This is a genomic window from Actinoallomurus iriomotensis (genome assembly GCF_030269445.1).
GTDB classification, from domain to species: domain Bacteria; phylum Actinomycetota; class Actinomycetes; order Streptosporangiales; family Streptosporangiaceae; genus Actinoallomurus; species Actinoallomurus iriomotensis.
Map to the genome: position 1 here is coordinate 239,222 of NZ_BSTJ01000002.1, position 16,128 is coordinate 255,349.

The window sequence follows — 16,128 nt, forward strand, 5'->3', positions numbered from 1 at the left end:
CCCGGGACACCCCTTCGACAGGCCGGCGGCCGTCCCATCCGGCGGTTAGGGTGACGCTCGTGGACTGGCGGGCCTGGCACGACGAGTACGACCGTCCGGATTCATCGCTGGCCCGGCGGCTGAAAGCGGTGCGACGACAGGTCGGTGCCGCTTTGGACGCCTGCCCGCCCGGGCCGCTGCGGGTCGTCAGCCTGTGCGCCGGCCAGGGCCGGGACCTGCTGGAGGTGCTCGACGGCCATTCCCGCCGGGCCGACGTTCGAGCGCGGCTGGTGGAACTGGACGAACGCAACACCGCGTCTGCCTCGGCGGCGGTCGAAGCCGCGGGGCTCGACCAGGTGGAGGTGCTCACGGCCGACGCCGCGCTCATCGACCATTACCGCGGCATGGTCCCGGCCGACGTGGTCCTGATGTGCGGCCTGTTCGGCAACCTCACCGACGAGGACATCCAGCGCACCATCACATTCGGCCCTCAGCTCACCAAGACCGGAGGAACCGTCATCTGGACCCGGCATCGCTCGGCCCCCGACCGCGTGCCGCTGATCTGCGACTGGTTCGAACAGTCCGGGTTCGAGCGGCTCTGGCTGTCGCCGCCCGACGCGGGCTTCGGGGTCGGCGTGCACCGCTTCACGGCCGAACCACGACCTCTGGCGGCGGGCGAGTCCATGTTCACCTTCGTGGGATACGACCTGCTCGGACGGAGGGCGACCGACGCCGAGTAGCGATGCCGCGCGGGTCCGCGCGCCCGGTCTGGGGGAGAATGTCCCGCGCCCGCCTCGTCCGGACGAAAGGGACCCGTGACCGACGCAGCGCTGTTCTGGGACTCACTCGAACTCCAACGACTCGACGGCGATTCGTTCCTCTCCGCCCCGCAGGACGGCGCGCTGGAGCGGTCCTTCGGCGGGCAGGTGGCGGCGCAGGCCCTGCGCGCCGCGGGTCTCACCGTCGACGCGCGACGGCGGGCGCACTCCCTTCACGCCTACTTCCTGCGGCCCGGCCGGCCGGGCCTGCCGCTGCGGTTCGAGGTGACCCGGACGCGCGACGGACGCGCCTTCTCCACGCGCGACGTCACCGCCCGCCAGGAAGGGAAGCCGATCTTCGAGATGATCGCCTCCTTCCACGATCCCGAGCCGGGTGAGGACTGGCAGGCGGCCGCTCCCGCGTCCGTACCGCCGCCCGACGGTCTCCGCCCGGTGCGGCTGTCCCTGCTGTTCGGCGACGACCAGCCGGTCGAGATCCGGCCGGTCGCCCCGCCCGAGGGCCCCTTCCCGGTCGCCCATCCCTTCTGGGCGCGGGTGACGACGCCGGTCGGCGCGGATCCGGCACGGCACGCGTGCGTGCTCACCTACCTGTCGGACCTCGCCGTCGTACGGGCGGCCCGGTCGCCCGAGTCCGGGGCACTGGGAGTGAGCCTCGACCACGCCGTCTGGTTCCACCGCCCGCCGCGCGTCGACCAGTGGCTGCTGTACTCCATGAACCCCGTCGCCCACGTGGGCGCCCGCGGCCTGGCTCAGGGCTCGGTACGGACCCTCGACGGAACCCTGGTCGCCTCGGTGGCCCAGGAGGCCCTCCTGCGGGAACCCGGCGACTCGTCGCGACGATGACCACGGCGCGATGGCGCCGGATGACAACGCACGTAGTCCGGGTTCCGATGAGCTTCCCGAACGCCCGCCTGTCGATCATCTGACCACCTCTTCCCGTAATCGGTTCGACCGATTACGGCGCGTGCCATGCCGATCTGACATCGGCCGAACCGCTTACCTGCGACGGGCCCCACCGGAACGCCGAGGAGGCGATCCGGCGGGGCCGGTACGGCCGGAACGGTCAGACGCCGCGGCAGGGAACCCGGTAGGCGGTCAGGTCCAGGTCCTTCTTCAAAGAGTTGAAGTTCTGCGCGTTGGCCTTCGAGCAGAACTTCGAGGTGGCCAGGTCGTACTCGACGTTGAAGACGGCCTTGCCCGCGGCGACGTACTTGTCATAGCCGTAGCCGCCGGTCTGCGCGCTGGTGCACTCGCCGTAGGTCCAGCACTCCTCGTTGAGGGCCCAGTCGAAGTACGGCTGGAGGGTCTTGAGCTGGCCGTTGTCGTTCTTCAGCCCGACCGACAGACCACGGCTGTGCGCCTGGTTCGCCAGCCAGGCGTTGAAGTTCAGCTGGTCGTTCGCGGTGAGCGGGAAGCCGGAGTCGTTGGTGTAGCCGTCGACGTTGTCGAACTCGATGGCGTCGAAGCCCTTGGACGCGCACATGTCCATGCGCGCCTTGAGGATCGTGCCGAGTGTTCCGGCGTACTGCCGGATGTCCAGCCAGCGCTCGCCCGCCCAGCCGTCGACGTCGTCGCCGAGGACGCCGCTCGGGAACTTCCCGGCGTCCGGCCGCCAGTCCTCGTACGTGCCCGCGCTGATGTAGCAGACGACCTTGCGGCCGGACTTGGTGGAGTGCAGCTGGGAGACGTCACCGGCCGTGGCGTCGAAGCCGTCGATGTCGTACATGGTGACGTCCAGGTACGGCGCGGACGGCACCGATGAGAGCTGCCACTGCCAGCTGGTGTTCAAGGCCGGATGCCAGCAGCCGGCACACGAGACCGGAGCCGGGAGGGCGGCGGCGGCCTGGACCGGCACGGCCGGCGCCAGACAGGTGAAGAGGGCCGCGAGAGCGGCGACGATGAGGCGTACTCGATGACGCATGAACGCTCCTCGTGAGACGGAGAACCACGGGGCGGCATGCGTGCTGTTCCGCACTCCCCGTACTCACCGGCCCCGGCATCACCGCGGCGGCAGGGGTGGCGTCGCCCATGGGGATCCGCAGGACTGACGCCAGCACGCGAAAGATCGCTCCTTCCGTCGGCCAGCAGAGAGGATCGCCCATCGACGGGTCTCGCGCAACCCTTTCCGGCGAGAAAGCGAGCGACCTGCCGTTTCGCCGTTTCGCGGCGGCCGCGGCCCACTCCGGGTCGAGTCGGCGAACTCCGTTCGCGGCCCGCGCGTCACGACATGAAGAATTCACGAGTCATCATCGGTAAACCTTTCCGAGCGCGCCCACGTCTTACCCAATGAAACGTTCGGAGGCTTTTCGAAAGGAGCCCGATGATCAAACGACTCGTCGCCGCCGGAGTGACCGCGACCGGCATCGCCGTGGCCTCGGCCACAATGGCCGCCCCGGCACACGCCGACGTCGTCTGCACTCCCGACACATTCTTCATCCTTTACGCCGGCGGCACGCCGACGAGTGAGTGCACGGAAGGGCACGACGTCACGTATGACATGCCCTCCGTCGGCGTCGACCTCATCCGGTCCGGCGACCACCGCGGCTACCTCGTGCGCGCGGACAACGGCACGCACGTGGGCTTCAAGAAGTACCAGGAGAAGTACTTCGGTCCGGCCGGGATAGTGTTCTCACAGATTCATTTCGACTGAAATTGAACTGCGTGGCGGCGCTCCGCGCGCCCCCGCCGCCACGCATCGCTGCATTCCGCGAAAATCAACGAGTCATGGGCTCGCCGTTGACCAGGACGTCGCGAATTGACAGGCCCTCGACGTACTGGATCTGGCTGTCCTGCTGGATTTCGCTGAACGCGCAGTCGCGCAGTCGGACATTCGTGATCGGGTCGCGTTCGTAGCCGACCATGCTCGCGACGGCACGCGCCTTGTCACAGGTCAGGTCGCGCACCTCGACGTTGCGCACGATCGGGTCGTGGTCCCCGGTGTCCCCCTCGCCGTGGTTGAGGTTCATGGAGATGAACTCGTGGTTGATGCCGCTGACCGCGATGCCCCTCAGGTAGATGTTCTCGATCAGCCCGCCGCGCACCGAGTTCGTCTTCACGTAGAGGCCGTAGTGCAGATCGGAGCCGCCCATCCGGCAGTTCCTCACGTACACGTTCGCCACGCCGCCCGAGGTCTCGCTGCCGATGGCGATCGCGCCGTACCGGTTGATCATCTCGGTGTCCTCGATGAGCACGTCCGAGCACGGCACGCCGACCCGGCGGCCGTCGGCGTCGCGACCGGACTTGATCGCGATGCAGTCGTCGCCGACGTCGAACGAGCAGCCGCGGATCACCTCGGACCGGCAGGACTCCGGGTCGCAGCCGTCGTTGTTCGGGCCCTTGCTGACGACGGTGACGTTCTGGACGGTGACGTTCTCCGAGAGGACCGGGTGGATCTCCCACATCGGTGAGTCGACGATCGTGACCCCGTCGATGAGGACGTTCCGGCACCGGTAGAACTGGATGAAGTTCGGCCGCAGGTCGGATCCGGCGCCGAACACCCGTTGCCTCACCGGGACACCGTCGGCGGCCATCTTCTGCAGCGTGGCCCACGCCGCGTCCGCCGCGTCGTCGCCGTTCCAGGACCACCAGTTGTCGTACCCGGCCTGGCCGTCGAGCGTGCCCGATCCGGTGACCGCGATGTTCTTGCGGCCGTAGGCGTAGATGAGCGACGAGTAGTTGTAACACTCGATGCCCTGCCACCGGCTGTAGACCACCGGCAGGAAGTCGGCGGGGTTCGTGCTGAAGGTGATCCGCGCGCCCTTCTCCAGGTGCAGGTCGACGTTGTCCAGCAGGTGGATCGGCCCGGTCGCGTACGTACCGGCCGGGACGATGACGTGCCCGCCGCCCGCGGCGTTGCATGCCTTGACGGCCCGGTCGAACGCCTCGGTGCACGCGGTCCGCCCGTCGCCCACCGCACCGTAGGACGTGACCGGGAAACGGCGGTCCGGGAACCGCGGCGGCCGCACGCGCCGCGCGATGCCCTCGGCGTACCCCCACCCGGGCCGCCCGTGGCCACCGGTGGTCGCGGCCCCGGCGGGCCCGCTCACCGCCACGGCGGCTCCGGCCAGGAACAGGCCGCCGGCCGTCCCGAGCACCGTCCTGCGCGACCAGTCGTGTGAGGTCATCGGGAGGATTCCTTTCATCGCGAAGAATCGGAGACGGGACCGGCGTAGTCGCCCTCCCGCACGAGCGAGACGTCACCGAGCCCGCCGGAGCCGTCCAGGCCCCAGGCCGCGATCGCGATCGTGTTCTCGCCGTCGGTCCGCAGGATTCCGGCGGGCACCTGGAACACGTGCTGCGGACCCACGTCATTGATGTACCGGCCGACCTGCCAGCCGTTGACGAAGATCAGTGCCCGGTAGTGACGCGCCGCGTCGTCGTCGATCCGGAGCCCGACCGGGACGTCCTGTCCCTTGGGGACGTTCAGCCGGAACGTCGTCCGGTACCAGCCCACGCCGGGGGTCGGCTCCGCGTGCGGCAGGCTCACCGTCGGCCAGGCCGCGTCCTGGCGGCCCGGCAGGTACCAGCCGGCCCGCTCCCCGTACAGGCCGCCGTTGTTGTACGGAACGCGCACCGGGTCGGCCGGCTTCTCGCCGCCCTGGTCGCCCTGGATCCGCCACTTGACCGTCGTGGCCGAGCCGGTGAGCTCGGCGCCGGTGAGACCGCGCGGCTCCCGGTACGAGTCGTCGGCGGCCCGGTCCTGATCGTGGCCCATGTTCTCGGCCAGCACGGACACGACGTTGTCCGCGCCCGGCCGGAGCGCCGAGGCGGGGAAGTCGAACTGCTTGCTCCCGTCGCCGCCGCTGCCGAGGTAGTGGCCGTTCAGCCAGACGGCGTACGCGCCGTGGTCGGTGACCGTGGCGGACAGCGTGATGCCGGTCTGGCCTCCGGTCGCGGTGAAGTGCCCGCGGTACCACGTGTCGCCGTGATGGAAGCCGTAGTCGTCCGGGTACAGGACCGGCGCCTTGCCGTCCCAGTACGGGTTGTCCGTCGTGGTGTGGTCGGCGGCCCGCCAGGTGGAGTCGTCGAAGCCCGGCTGGGCCTCCGGCGTCTCGTAGCGGTACCGCCAGTTCGTCAGCGCCGGCAGCGACACCGGGCGCGGCCCGGCCAGCTCCCCGCTGAGGCTGCCGGAACTCGTCGGCGTCACGCGGACCGGGCGGCCGTTCCAGCGCACCGAACGCGCGTCCTGCGGGGTGAAGACCTCCAGCGGTCCGGCCCGGTCGGTGTCGCCGGTCAGCGCGACCTCCCCGCTGCGGCCCGAGGCGGATCCGCCGCGTACCAGGTAGGGGCCGCGGGCGAGGAACGGCCCGGCGCTCGTGTCGACACGCCAGAAGCTCCCGGCGGCCTGGTCGTCGCCGATCAGCAACAGCAGGTCGCGCGTGCCGCCGTGGACGAGCACGCGGGCCAGGCCGTCGTGCGCGTAGTCGAGTCGCAGGTCGTGCCGGCCGGCGTCCCAGCTCGCCCGCACCGAGCCGGACAGCACGGTGACCTTCGGCTGGGAGGCGTAGCGCAGGACGGTCTCCCCGTCCTGGCCGTGGCGGCCGTACAGCACCGCGATGTCCTGCTCGCCGGTGCCGGAGGGCTGGGCGAACGTCCCCTGCGTCATCAGCTCCGACGTCGAATAGACCAGCTCCTGGCCACCGAACCGGTACGCGGCGACGAGCAGCTTCGAGTCCCGCCCGGCGAGGGTCAGGTCGGTGCCGGGCGCGCTCGGCACGCTCGGGTAGCGGCCCACCGCGCCGAGGTCGAGCGCGAGGTGCGTCCGGTCGTCGGCGGTGGAGGTCGAGTCGGCGTGGCGCACGACGTAGAACCGCGTCCCGGTGTTCGGGTCGACCCGCGCGTCCATCCGGACCGCGGTGTTGTCCGGCGGCGCGGTGGTGAGCGGATCCGTGGTCCGCAGCGGGGCCACGGACTGGACCAGGTAGCCGAGGAACTTCTGCTCGGTGTACTTGGGGGTGAGCCGCCGCGCCTCGTCGATCGCGGCGCCGTAGTCGTAGGACGTGTAGTCGAAGTCCGTGGCGAGCCAGCCCCAGTTCGTACCGCCGTAGGTCATGTAGAAGTTCTGCATCGTCGCGCCCGCGGCGATGTTGGCCTCCTCGAAGACCCGCTCGAAGTCGGGGCCGGTCAGCGTCCGGCAGTTCTCATGGCCCGCGCCGCCCCACTGGTCGAACGCGCCGCCCTGGAACTCGGCGAAGTTCACCGGTGTGTCGGGGAGCCCCGCACGGTACTGCCCGTAGTCGTCGGGGACCGGCTTCCACTTGCCGGGCTCGGCGCAGTTGAAGCTCTGCGGGTAGACCGTGTACCCCTCGAGGTCGGCGGCGCCCGTGCCGGAGGTGAACCTGGCGTCGTTCGCGCCGGTGAACGGCACCGTGATGCCGTCGGAGCGGACCTTCTTCTCCAGCGCGCCCAGGTACGCCCGGCTCTCCTCCTCGCTCTGCTTCACGTTGTAGAGCTCGTTCTCCACCTGGTAGAGGAGCACGGGGCCGCGGCCGTCGGTGACCTGGTGCCGGGCGAGGATCCGGTCGATCCGGCCGAGCCACTCGTTCGCGGCGGCGAGGTAGGCCGGATCGGTGGAGCGGGCCTTGCCCTTGAGCGTCGTCAGCCAGCCGGGGAAGCCGCCGGAGTCGGTCTCGGCGTTGATGTACGGGCCCGGGCGGGCGATGACGTACAGCCCGACCTGGTCGGCGATGTCCAGCAGCCGGTCGACGTCACGCACCCCGGTGAAGTCGTACACGCCCTGGCGCGGTGAGTGGTAGCCCCAGTCGAAGTAGATGGACACCGCGTTGAACCCGGCGGCCTTCATCTTCTCCAGGACGTCACGCCACAGGGCGGGGCTGGGCAACCGCCAGTAGTGGAACTCACCGGACCACAGAAAGATCCGCTTACCGTCGATCGTCAGCGAGTAACGGTCATAGCCGACCGTGTGCCGTCCGGCCCCGCTCTCGGCGTGCACGGGCCCGGCGAGAAGGCCGGTCGTCAGCAGGCACGCGAGCACCAGGGCCAGAAGAGGCCGCCGGATCGCCATCGGCCCATCCCTTCGTCGGGAAAAGGTTTTCCTAAACCCCGGTCCTACCGTGCGGTGCCACGCAGGTCAATCGTTTGATCCGGATTGGCCGACGTCGGCACCGCCCACGCTCCGGGGCGCCGCGGTCGTCAGTCCTCGGGCGGAGGAGCGGTGGAGGCCCGGGTGATCAGCGCCATCGGGCCGGCGAGGATCTCCTCGACGCTGTCGTCGGGCTCGAGGCCGTTCAGCAGCGAGACACCACGGCGACCCAGCTCCTCCAGCGGCATCCGCACCGTGGTCAGGGGCGGCGCCAGATAGCTGGCGAGGTCCAGGTCATGCACGGCCACGATGGACATCTGGCGGGGTATCTCCAGCCCCTCCTCGCGCACCCGCTCCATCGCGCCGATGGCGGACGCCACATTGGCCACGAAGACGGCGGTCGGCGGATGGGGGTCGGCGAGCAGCGAGCCCATCGCCGCGGCCCCGCCGGCCGGCGTGTAGTCGGCGGCGGCGATCGGCCCGTCCGGCAGCCCGGCCTCACGCATCGCCGCGGAGTAGCCGGCGAACCGCCGCTGCGCCGTGTCCGCGCCGGACGGGCCGGCGAGATGGGCGATGCGCCGGTGGCCGAGCCCGACGAGATGCCCGACGGCGAGCCGGGCCGCACGCTCGTCGTCCAGGATCACGTAGCGGTCGACCGCCGGGCTGCGCCGGTTGAGCATGATCCATGGCACGGCGGCACGGTGGAGCTGCTCGATCAGCCCGGTGTCCTCCCCCGACCCCGCCAGCAGCAGGCCGTCGATCCGGCCGGGGCCGAGCAGGTCCATGTAGCCGCCCAGCCCGGCGCCGGTGGCGCTGCCGGTGACCAGCACGCACCCCAGCGCCGCGGCGGCGGCCTCGGCGCCCTTGATGATCTCCGCGTACACGGGGTTGGCGAAGTCGGGGATGAACAGCCCGAACATGTGGGCCCGCGCGGTACGGAGACTGCGGGCGGTTACGTTGGGCCGGTAACCGAGCTCCTTGATCGCCGCCAGGACCCGCTGGCGGGTCTCCGGCCGGATGTTGAGGGTGGGATCGTCATTGACCACCCGGGACACGACCGCGCGGTCCACCTTGGCCATCGCGGCGACGTCCGCCAGAGTCACACGGGCCGTTCTCATCGGCTACGTGGCGTGGAGACCCCGGCCTTGCGGCCGGGGTCTAAACGCCGCTCCCTCCTCAGAATGTCGGTGGTGGTGGTTAGCGTGCCGGCATGCGATTTCGGCTCCAGCCCACGCCCGCTCAGGAGGCGGCGTTGCTGGAGCACTGCGCGCATGCCCGGTATGTGTGGAATCTCGCAGTGGAGCAGCATCGGCATTGGCGGCCGGGGCGGGCGAGTGCGCCGGGCTATGCCGAACAGTCCCGTCAGCTGACCGAGGCCAGGAGAGAGTGCGCGTGGCTGGCGGCGGGATCGCAGACGGTGCAGCAGCAGGCGTTGCGGGATTTCGCCCAAGCCAGGGCGAACTTCTTCGCTGGGACGCATCGGCGTCCAACATGGCGTAAGACGGGCATCCATGAAGGGTTCCGGATCGTCGGACAGCGCGGTAACCACTGGGATGTACGGCGGCTGTCCCGCAAGGTCGGTGAAGTTCGGATACCGAAGGTGGGCTGGGTACCCGTCCGCTGGTCCCGCGACATGCCCGCCGGACTGGGCCGAGAAGACCTCCACCGATCTGGCCCGCCGCTTCGACCTGATCCGCATCGAAGATTTGAAGATCGGCAATATGGTCCGTTCCGCACGCGGCACCATCGCTGCGCCGGGTGTGAACGTGCGGGCCAAGGCCGGACTCAACCGTTCCATCCACGCGGCCGGATGGGGTCATCTGGCAAGGCGTCTGGAGCACAAAGCCGCCGGCCGAGTCGAGAAGATCAACCCCGCCTACACATCCCAGATCTGTCATGTTTGTGGGCATTGCGCAGCGGACAACCGTGAGAGCCAAGCGGTCTTTCGCTGTCGCGCCTGCGGGCATGTCGATCACGCGGACGTGAACGCGGCCAAGAACATCGCGGCAGGGCATGCCGTGACGTGCCTCTCCCGACCAACCAGCCCCGACCGACCTCCCGTGCGGGGAGCCCTCCAGCCGTTGGGCGGGGCCATGAACCGCGAACCTCAACCTGTTCCCTCCTCTCGGTAGGGGAATCGGGTTGAAATCCCCCGCCTTCAGACGGAGGACGTCAAAACGAACCGAGTCTTTCACTCTCTCCGGTCCGCATGGATCGATACAGCGCGTCCATGAGATCGAGGGTACGGAGATTGTCCGCCGCCGCCGTATCCGGCTCGCCGCCTTCGGCGATCGCGGCCAGCAGCGACCCCATCGGCCCGGCGACGGCGTCGGGCAGCCACCGGGTGGTCACCGGGTAGGGCAGCCAGCCGTCGGTCGGCAGGGTCCGGCTGTTGACCTCCAGGGTGTCGGGACGCCCGTGCGGGTAGTCGTAGAGCAGCCCGAGCGTGCCCTTGATCGCCCCTTCGGCGCCGTCGATCCGGAAGGCGGCCTCGTAGTCGCCCGTCCGGTTCTCGTGTGTGGCGTGGACCAGCGCGCGTACGTCGCCCGGATAGACCAGCGTGCTCATCGTCCGGGTCTCGCCCTTGGCGACCTGGCCGGGCGTGCGGCTCCCGGTGCAGAACACGCGCTCCGGGTCGCCGAGGATCGAGCGGACCGCGTCCAGGTAGTGGATCGAGTGGTAGGCGATCTCCAGCCGGTCGGAGGCGACGAGCCAGTCCCACGCGCTCCAGTCGGTGTAGATGTTCACGGTGAAGGTCATCGCCGTCGGCTCGCCGATCCAGCCGGCCCTGACCATGGCCCGCGCGGCGGCGATTCCCTCGTCGAAGCGCAGCTGCTGGTTCACCGCGACCTTCACGCCGCGTTCGCGGGCGAGGTCGACCAGTTCCCGGCCGGTGGCGGCGTCGGGCGCGAAGGGTTTCTGGCAGAGCAGGTGCTTGCCGGCCTCGATCGCGGTCCTGGCGATGCCCGGCTGGGCGTTCGGCGCGACCGCGATGTCCACGACGGCCACCCGTTCGTCGGCGAGCAGCTCCTCCAGCGATCCGTAGACCCGCTCGATGCCGTGGTCGCGCGCCGTGGCCCGCGCCTTGCCGGTGTCGAGGTCGAACAGGCCGGTGATCTCCAGCCCGGCCGCGCGGTAGGCGGGCAGGTGGGCGACGTCGACGATGGCGCCCGCGCCGACGACGGCGACGGGCAGCCGGTGCTCGGGCGGAATGGTGAGGTCGACGGCGGCGGCGATGGGGGCGAAGACATCGAGCACGGTCAGCCCCCGATGCCGTAGAAGCGCGCGGCGGTTCCGCCCAGGACGGCGGCCCGTTCGGTCTCCGGCAGGTCCCGCAGCAGCACGCCGGTCTCCCTCCACACCTTGGCGTAGTCGCCGGCCAGTGTCGCCACCGGCCAGTCACCGCCGAACATCAGCCGGTCCGCCCCGAAGAGCCCGAGCGCGTGGTCGACGTACGGCCGCAGGTCCTCGGCGGTCCAGGTCTCGGGGTCGGCGGCGGTGTTCAGCCCGGAGACCTTGGCGTACACGTCGGGGTACTCGGCCGCGCGGGCGAGGAGCGAGGCCCACGGCTCCCACCCCTTCTCCCTGATCGGCGGCTTGGCGAGATGGTCGATGACCATGCGCAGGCCCGGCACGCGTTCGGCGAGCGTCGGCACGTGCTCCAGGTGCCGTGGGAGCACCGCGACCACGTCGAACGGCAGCCCGGCCTCGGCGAGCAGGCCGAGGCCCTCGATCACCGGGTCCTGGACCACCCAGTCGGGATCGGTCTCGTCGTGGATGAGATGCCGCACCCCCGCGAACTTGGGATGCGCGGCGTACCGTTCCAGGGCCCGGGCGGCCTCGGCGGGGCGGTTCAGCGGCACCCAGCCGACGACGGCGGCGATGACGTCATGGGCGTCCGCCTGCGCGAGCATCGCGTCGGTGTCGGCGTAGGTGCCGGCGGCCTGCACCAGCACCACGCGGTCCACTCCCGCGGCGTCGAGCTGTGGGAGCACCTCCGGGGGCGCGAAGGTGCGGAAGATCGAACCGGAGGCGGGCGTCAGCCACGGGTAGGAGCCCGTCTCCAGATCCCAGAAGTGCAGGTGAGCGTCGATCACGGCCATGAGTCCTCCCTCGGCGGCGGCTGTACGAGCTCCAGGGTGATGTCGTCGGGGTCGAGGAAGTAGCAGGCCGCCCCGCCCGCGTTGACTCCCGCGGTGATCTCGTTCGGCGGGGAGACGAACCGGGCCCCCGCCGCGGACAGCCGCGTGTACTCCGCCCGTGCGTCCTCGACGGTGAGGGCCATGTGGGCGGCGCCCGGCAGGTGGCGCGCCGGGTCCCGGGGCGCGCCCCGTGGCCGTACGTACTCCACGAGTTCCAGGTCGTGGCTGGAGACGCCGCGGGGCTGGCCGGGGACGGCGAGTTGTGCCACGCGAAGCACGGCGTCGGGGTAGCCGACGAGCCGGCGCGTGTAGTCGTTGTCCTGGTCCTGGCGGTGCACGAGGGTGAAGCCGAGCAGGTCCCGGTAGAAGGCCATCGACCGGTCGAGGTCCGCGACGGTGAAGGAGAAGTGCCAGACGCCGTTCACCGCAGGGCCTCCTGCTTCTTCGGACCGGGTGTGGCCCGCGCCGCCGACCTGCGCCCGCCGCGGGCCTGACGCTGGCGGCCGGCGATCGTGTAGATCGCGGCGGCCACGATGAGGACCGTACCGACGATGACCCCCTGGTAGTTGGCGCCCAGGTTCAGCACGTTGAAGCCGTTGTCGAGAGTGAAAAGTATCAGCGCGCCGACCACGGACTTCAGCACGCTGCCGATGCCGCCGAACAGCGAGGTGCCGCCGAGGATGGCCGCCGCGAGGACGGTCAGCTCGGTGCCCTGCAGGCCGGTCGGGTTGATGGCGAGCAGCTTCGCGGCGAACAGCACGCCGACGAACCCGGAGCCGAGCCCGTTGAGCACGAACGCGCCGATCTTGTACCGGTTGACGTTGATGCCCGACAGGCGGGCCGCCTCGGCGTTGCTGCCCACCGCGTACAGGCGGCGGCCGATCACGGTGTGCCGCAGCACCGCCCACGTGACGGCGGCGATGACGATGAGGTAGTAGGTCGGCTTGCTGAGCCGCACCTCGTACCCGAACACCGGGTCGAGGGCGATCAGCACGACGCCCACCGCCACCGCGACGATGCCGGCCCTGCGGTCCCTCCGGCGGATCAGCACGACGGCCCCGGCCACCAGCGCGAGGACGCCGATGATCGCCAGGAGGTGCGAGAGCGTCCAGTAGCCGGCCTGCAAGGAGATCAGGGACCGCTGCGCGTCCGGGTCCTTGGCGGTGATCGTACGGCCGTTCGTGACGATGAGCACCAGGCCGCGGACGGCCGTCATGGTGCCGAGCGTCACGATGAACGCGTTGATCCCCACCAGTTGGACGATCACGCCGTTGACGACGCCGCACACGAGACCGGCGCCCAGGGCGATGGCCATGGCCAGCGGCAGTCCGAGCGAGCTCACCAGGCTGAGCGCGGTGGCCGCGGAGAACGCCGCGACCGAGGCGATGGACAGGTCGAAGTTCCCGCTGATCAGCACGACCGTCGTGAAGACGGCGAGGATCGCGACCAGCGACGACTGGTCGAGGATGTTGGTGATGTTGGTCGCCGACAGGTAGCTCGGCCGGCCCATCTGGGCGGACAGGGCCGTCAGCACGATGACGATGAGCACGAGGGCGTACACAACGCCGGCGTTGCCGGGCCGGAACGCGGCGGCCAGCCGCGAGCGGGTCGCCACGAGGGTGAGTGAGCGATGACGCGTCTCAGTCGGCATCCGGGGCTCCTCCGCCGTCGAAACCATTGGCGAGCATCAGCAGTTCCTCCTCGGAGGTCTCATGGGCGGCGCGCTCGGCGACGACGCGCCCCTCGCGGATGACGAGGACGCGGGTCGCCACGGCCAGCAGTTCCTCGAACTCGCTGCTCACGATGAGCACGGCGCCGCTCTCGGCGGTGAACCCGCGGATGAGGTCGAGGATGTCGGCCTTGGCGCCGACGTCGACCCCGGCCGTGGGTTCGTCGAGCAGGAACACCCGGGCGCCGCCGTACAGCCACTTGCCGAACACGACCTTCTGCGCGTTGCCGCCGGACAGCTCGGTGACGGCGGCGTCGGGTCCCGGGCAGACGATGCCGAGGTCCTCGATGGCCCGGACGGCGCGCCGCCGCTCGGCCCCCTCCTTCGGCAGGGCCCGGCCCGAGGCGAGCGAGCACAGGTCGGGCAGGGAGATGTTCTTCCAGATCGGGAACGCCCCCACCAGGCCCTGCGCGTTCCGGTCCTCGGGGACGAGCGCCATGCCGGCGGCGACCGCGGCACGGGGCCCACGGCGAACGCGCCGCCCGTCGACGAGCACCTCGCCACGCGCGCGGGGGTCGGCCCCGTAGACCGCGTGCAGGATCTCCGACCGGCCGGAGCCGAGCAGTCCGGCGAGGCCGACGACCTCACCGGGCCGTACCTCGAAGGAGACCTCGTGCACGCCGGCCGGCGAGTCGAGGCCGCGGACGGTGAGCAGCGGCGGGCGGCCGGTCTCGACGGGCGTGGGCGCGCGGCGTTCGGCGGCGAGCAGGTCCCGGCCGACGATCGCCTGGACCAGGCGGTCCTCGTCGTACGCGGCGGTCGCGCCGTCCTCCACGACGGTGCCGTCCCGCAGCACCGTCACCTGGTCGGTCAGGTCGAGCACCTCGTCGAGGAAGTGCGAGACGTACAGGAACGCGGTGCCCTGCGCGGACAGCCGCCGGACCACGTCGAAGACCACCTGACGTTCGGCGTCGGCGAGTGAGGCCGTCGGCTCGTCCATGACGACGAGCTCGGCGCCGGTGGCCAGTGCCTGCAGGATCGCCACCATCTGCCGTTCGCCGATGGCCAGGTCGGCCACTTCGGCGTCGGGGTCGATCGCGTAGCCCACGCGGTCCAGCAGCCGGTCCAGCTCCGCGCGCCGGCCGCGCTGGAGCCGCCAGGGGCCCGGGCTGCCGAGGAAGACGTTCTCCAGGACCGTCAGCGCCGGCGCCAGCGGCACGTGCTGCATGATCGTGGCGATGCCGGCGTTCCGGGCGGCCCCGGGATTCCGCCAGCGGGCCTCCTCGCCCTTCCAGCGCATCGTGCCGGCCGTCGGCGCGTGTGCCCCCGCGATGACCTTGATCATCGTCGACTTGCCGGCGCCGTTGGCGCCCACGAGGCCGTGGACGCTGCCGGGCCGGACGTCCAGCCGGACGTCGCGGAGGGCGACGATGCCGCTCGGGAACGTCTTGCCGACGCCTTCGAGGGACAGCAGCGTGGTCACCATTGCGGCGTGCAGTCGTTGAGGTTGTCCTTGGTGATGACCGGCGTGTCGTAGGTGACGAACGCGGCTTTCTGCTTCTTCTGGCCGGTCAGGTCCTGGTAGAGCGTGTTCAGCGCGAGTTTGCCGAGGTCCTCCGGCTTGAAGCAGACGGTGCCGGCGACCTGACCCGACTTGATCGCGTCGATGCCGAGTTTGCTGCCGCCGATGCCGATGACCTTCGCCTTGGAGCCGGCGGCCGCCACCGCCTTGGCGCAGCCGACCGACATGTCGTCGGACTCGGCGTAGAAGAGGCGGATGTCGGAGTTGGAGGCCAGCATGTTCTGGCACGCCGACTGCGCCTTGTCCTGGACCCAGTCGCCCGGCTGGCGGGCCACGACGGTGAACGTCCCGCCCTTGGACGCGGCCGCCTGGGGGAAGTCCTGCCAGCGGTTCGTGACCTCGGCGAAGCCCGCCTGGCCCTCCACGACGGCCATCTTCCCGCCGCCGGGCACGATCTTGGCCGCGAGTTGCCCCGCCTGGGCGCCGGCGGCGTACTCGTCCTGGGTGGCCAGGGCGACCAGGCTCGGGTAGACGTCCTTGAGCTTGCGCTGCTTGGGATCGCCGACCTGCGAGGCCACGGCGACCGTCGGGATCTTGGCGGCGCTGAGCCGGTCCGCCAGGCCCTGGGCGACACCGGAGTCCACGGGCAGCATGAGGACGCCGTCCGGCTGCTGGGCGATCAGGTCCTGGACGTCGTTGCTCTGCTTGTCGGCCTTGCCCTGCGCGTCCAGCTCGACGAGCCGGACGCCGAGCGTCGCGGCCTGCTCCTTGATCCCCTTGCTGATCGCCGCCGGGAAGGGGAAGCTCAGCCCGAGGTTGGAGACGCCGATCGTGTAGTGCTTCTTCCCTCCACTCTGCGCGGACGTGGAACCGGTCGAGCTGCTGCAGGCGGTCACGGCGGCCGCGAGGGCGACCGCGACGAGGATTGGCTTGCGCACTGGGTTCTCCTGAAGGTCAAACGATTGACTAATAAAGGCACCCCGAGGCTCCGGACG

General features: G+C 70.5%; 14 protein-coding genes and 1 pseudogene. 5 read left to right on the plus strand and 10 right to left on the minus strand.

Features of this window, described 5'->3' with window-relative positions; genetic code table 11:
* The first annotated feature begins 59 nt into the window (after positions 1-59).
* Positions 60-719, plus strand: coding sequence for a class I SAM-dependent methyltransferase (locus QSK37_RS09970; RefSeq protein ID WP_285619209.1), 660 nt, complete (start codon positions 60-62; stop codon positions 717-719).
* Between the two features lie 75 nt (positions 720-794).
* Positions 795-1,601, plus strand: coding sequence for an acyl-CoA thioesterase (locus tag QSK37_RS09975; RefSeq protein ID WP_285619210.1), 807 nt, complete (start codon positions 795-797; stop codon positions 1,599-1,601).
* A gap of 220 nt (positions 1,602-1,821) precedes the next feature.
* Here the strand turns inward: QSK37_RS09975 and QSK37_RS09980 are convergent, their stop codons facing one another.
* Entirely contained in the window at positions 1,822-2,679 is an 858-nt protein-coding gene (locus QSK37_RS09980; protein WP_285619212.1) for an endo alpha-1,4 polygalactosaminidase, read from the minus strand.
* 399 nt (positions 2,680-3,078) lie between these two features.
* Here QSK37_RS09980 and QSK37_RS09985 point away from each other — a divergent pair, with 399 nt between their 5' ends.
* Positions 3,079-3,408 (plus strand): hypothetical protein, encoded by a 330-nt coding sequence (locus QSK37_RS09985; RefSeq protein ID WP_285581122.1) that lies wholly within the window; start codon positions 3,079-3,081, stop codon positions 3,406-3,408.
* A 64-nt stretch (positions 3,409-3,472) separates the two neighbouring features.
* Here QSK37_RS09985 and QSK37_RS09990 read toward each other — a convergent pair whose 3' ends face one another.
* The 3 genes from QSK37_RS09990 to QSK37_RS10000 form a co-directional block, all read right to left on the minus strand.
* On the minus strand, positions 3,473-4,882 hold the full coding sequence (locus tag QSK37_RS09990; protein WP_285619214.1) for a glycoside hydrolase family 28 protein: 1,410 nt from the start codon (positions 4,880-4,882) through the stop codon (positions 3,473-3,475).
* 14 nt (positions 4,883-4,896) lie between these two features.
* Entirely contained in the window at positions 4,897-7,782 is a 2,886-nt protein-coding gene (locus QSK37_RS09995; protein WP_285619216.1) for a beta-galactosidase, read from the minus strand.
* Between the two features lie 128 nt (positions 7,783-7,910).
* Positions 7,911-8,903 (minus strand): LacI family DNA-binding transcriptional regulator, encoded by a 993-nt coding sequence (locus QSK37_RS10000; protein ID WP_285619218.1) that lies wholly within the window; start codon positions 8,901-8,903, stop codon positions 7,911-7,913.
* A 107-nt stretch (positions 8,904-9,010) separates the two neighbouring features.
* On the opposite strand from QSK37_RS10000, the pseudogene QSK37_RS51665 reads away from it, so the two are divergent.
* Positions 9,011-9,106, plus strand: a pseudogene (locus tag QSK37_RS51665) (helix-turn-helix domain-containing protein); the annotation flags it as partial.
* Positions 9,107-9,380: 274 nt separating this feature from the next.
* Positions 9,381-9,932 (plus strand): RNA-guided endonuclease InsQ/TnpB family protein, encoded by a 552-nt coding sequence (locus QSK37_RS10005; RefSeq protein ID WP_285619220.1) that lies wholly within the window; start codon positions 9,381-9,383, stop codon positions 9,930-9,932.
* A 40-nt stretch (positions 9,933-9,972) separates the two neighbouring features.
* On the opposite strand, the gene QSK37_RS10010 is transcribed toward QSK37_RS10005, so the two are convergent.
* Genes QSK37_RS10010 through QSK37_RS10035 form a run of 6 tightly spaced genes read right to left on the minus strand, consistent with a single transcriptional unit; the run spans position 9,973 to position 16,071 of the window.
* The gene (locus tag QSK37_RS10010) at positions 9,973-11,058 is read right to left on the minus strand and encodes a Gfo/Idh/MocA family protein (protein WP_285619221.1); all 1,086 of its coding nucleotides are present in this window, start codon (positions 11,056-11,058) and stop codon (positions 9,973-9,975) included.
* Between the two features lie 2 nt (positions 11,059-11,060).
* Positions 11,061-11,903 (minus strand): amidohydrolase family protein, encoded by an 843-nt coding sequence (locus QSK37_RS10015; protein WP_285619224.1) that lies wholly within the window; start codon positions 11,901-11,903, stop codon positions 11,061-11,063.
* A complete protein-coding gene (locus tag QSK37_RS10020; protein WP_285619226.1) occupies positions 11,894-12,367 on the minus strand; it encodes a VOC family protein in 474 nt (157 codons plus the stop codon). Before QSK37_RS10020 ends, QSK37_RS10015 begins: the two co-directional genes overlap by 10 nt.
* Positions 12,364-13,593: an ABC transporter permease gene (locus QSK37_RS10025; RefSeq protein ID WP_285619228.1), complete on the minus strand. Its 1,230-nt coding sequence runs from the start codon at positions 13,591-13,593 to the stop codon at positions 12,364-12,366. Before QSK37_RS10025 ends, QSK37_RS10020 begins: the two co-directional genes overlap by 4 nt.
* Entirely contained in the window at positions 13,583-15,094 is a 1,512-nt protein-coding gene (locus QSK37_RS10030) for a sugar ABC transporter ATP-binding protein (RefSeq protein ID WP_285619229.1), read from the minus strand. Before QSK37_RS10030 ends, QSK37_RS10025 begins: the two co-directional genes overlap by 11 nt.
* Complete coding sequence (locus QSK37_RS10035) at positions 15,091-16,071, minus strand: sugar ABC transporter substrate-binding protein (protein WP_285619231.1); 981 nt, start codon at positions 16,069-16,071, stop codon at positions 15,091-15,093. Before QSK37_RS10035 ends, QSK37_RS10030 begins: the two co-directional genes overlap by 4 nt.
* Positions 16,072-16,128: the final 57 nt, after the last annotated feature.

Excerpts from the sequence above, each read along its gene's own strand:
- QSK37_RS10025 (WP_285619228.1), bottom strand. The coding sequence starts at position 13,593 with ATGCCGACTGAGACGCGTCATCGCTCACTCACCCTCGTGGCGACCCGC.
- QSK37_RS09985 (WP_285581122.1), top strand. The coding sequence starts at position 3,079 with ATGATCAAACGACTCGTCGCCGCCGGAGTGACCGCGACCGGCATCGCC.
- QSK37_RS09990 (WP_285619214.1), bottom strand. The coding sequence starts at position 4,882 with ATGACCTCACACGACTGGTCGCGCAGGACGGTGCTCGGGACGGCCGGC.
- QSK37_RS09980 (WP_285619212.1), bottom strand. The coding sequence starts at position 2,679 with ATGCGTCATCGAGTACGCCTCATCGTCGCCGCTCTCGCGGCCCTCTTC.
- QSK37_RS10015 (WP_285619224.1), bottom strand. The coding sequence starts at position 11,903 with ATGGCCGTGATCGACGCTCACCTGCACTTCTGGGATCTGGAGACGGGC.
- QSK37_RS09995 (WP_285619216.1), bottom strand. The coding sequence starts at position 7,782 with ATGGCGATCCGGCGGCCTCTTCTGGCCCTGGTGCTCGCGTGCCTGCTG.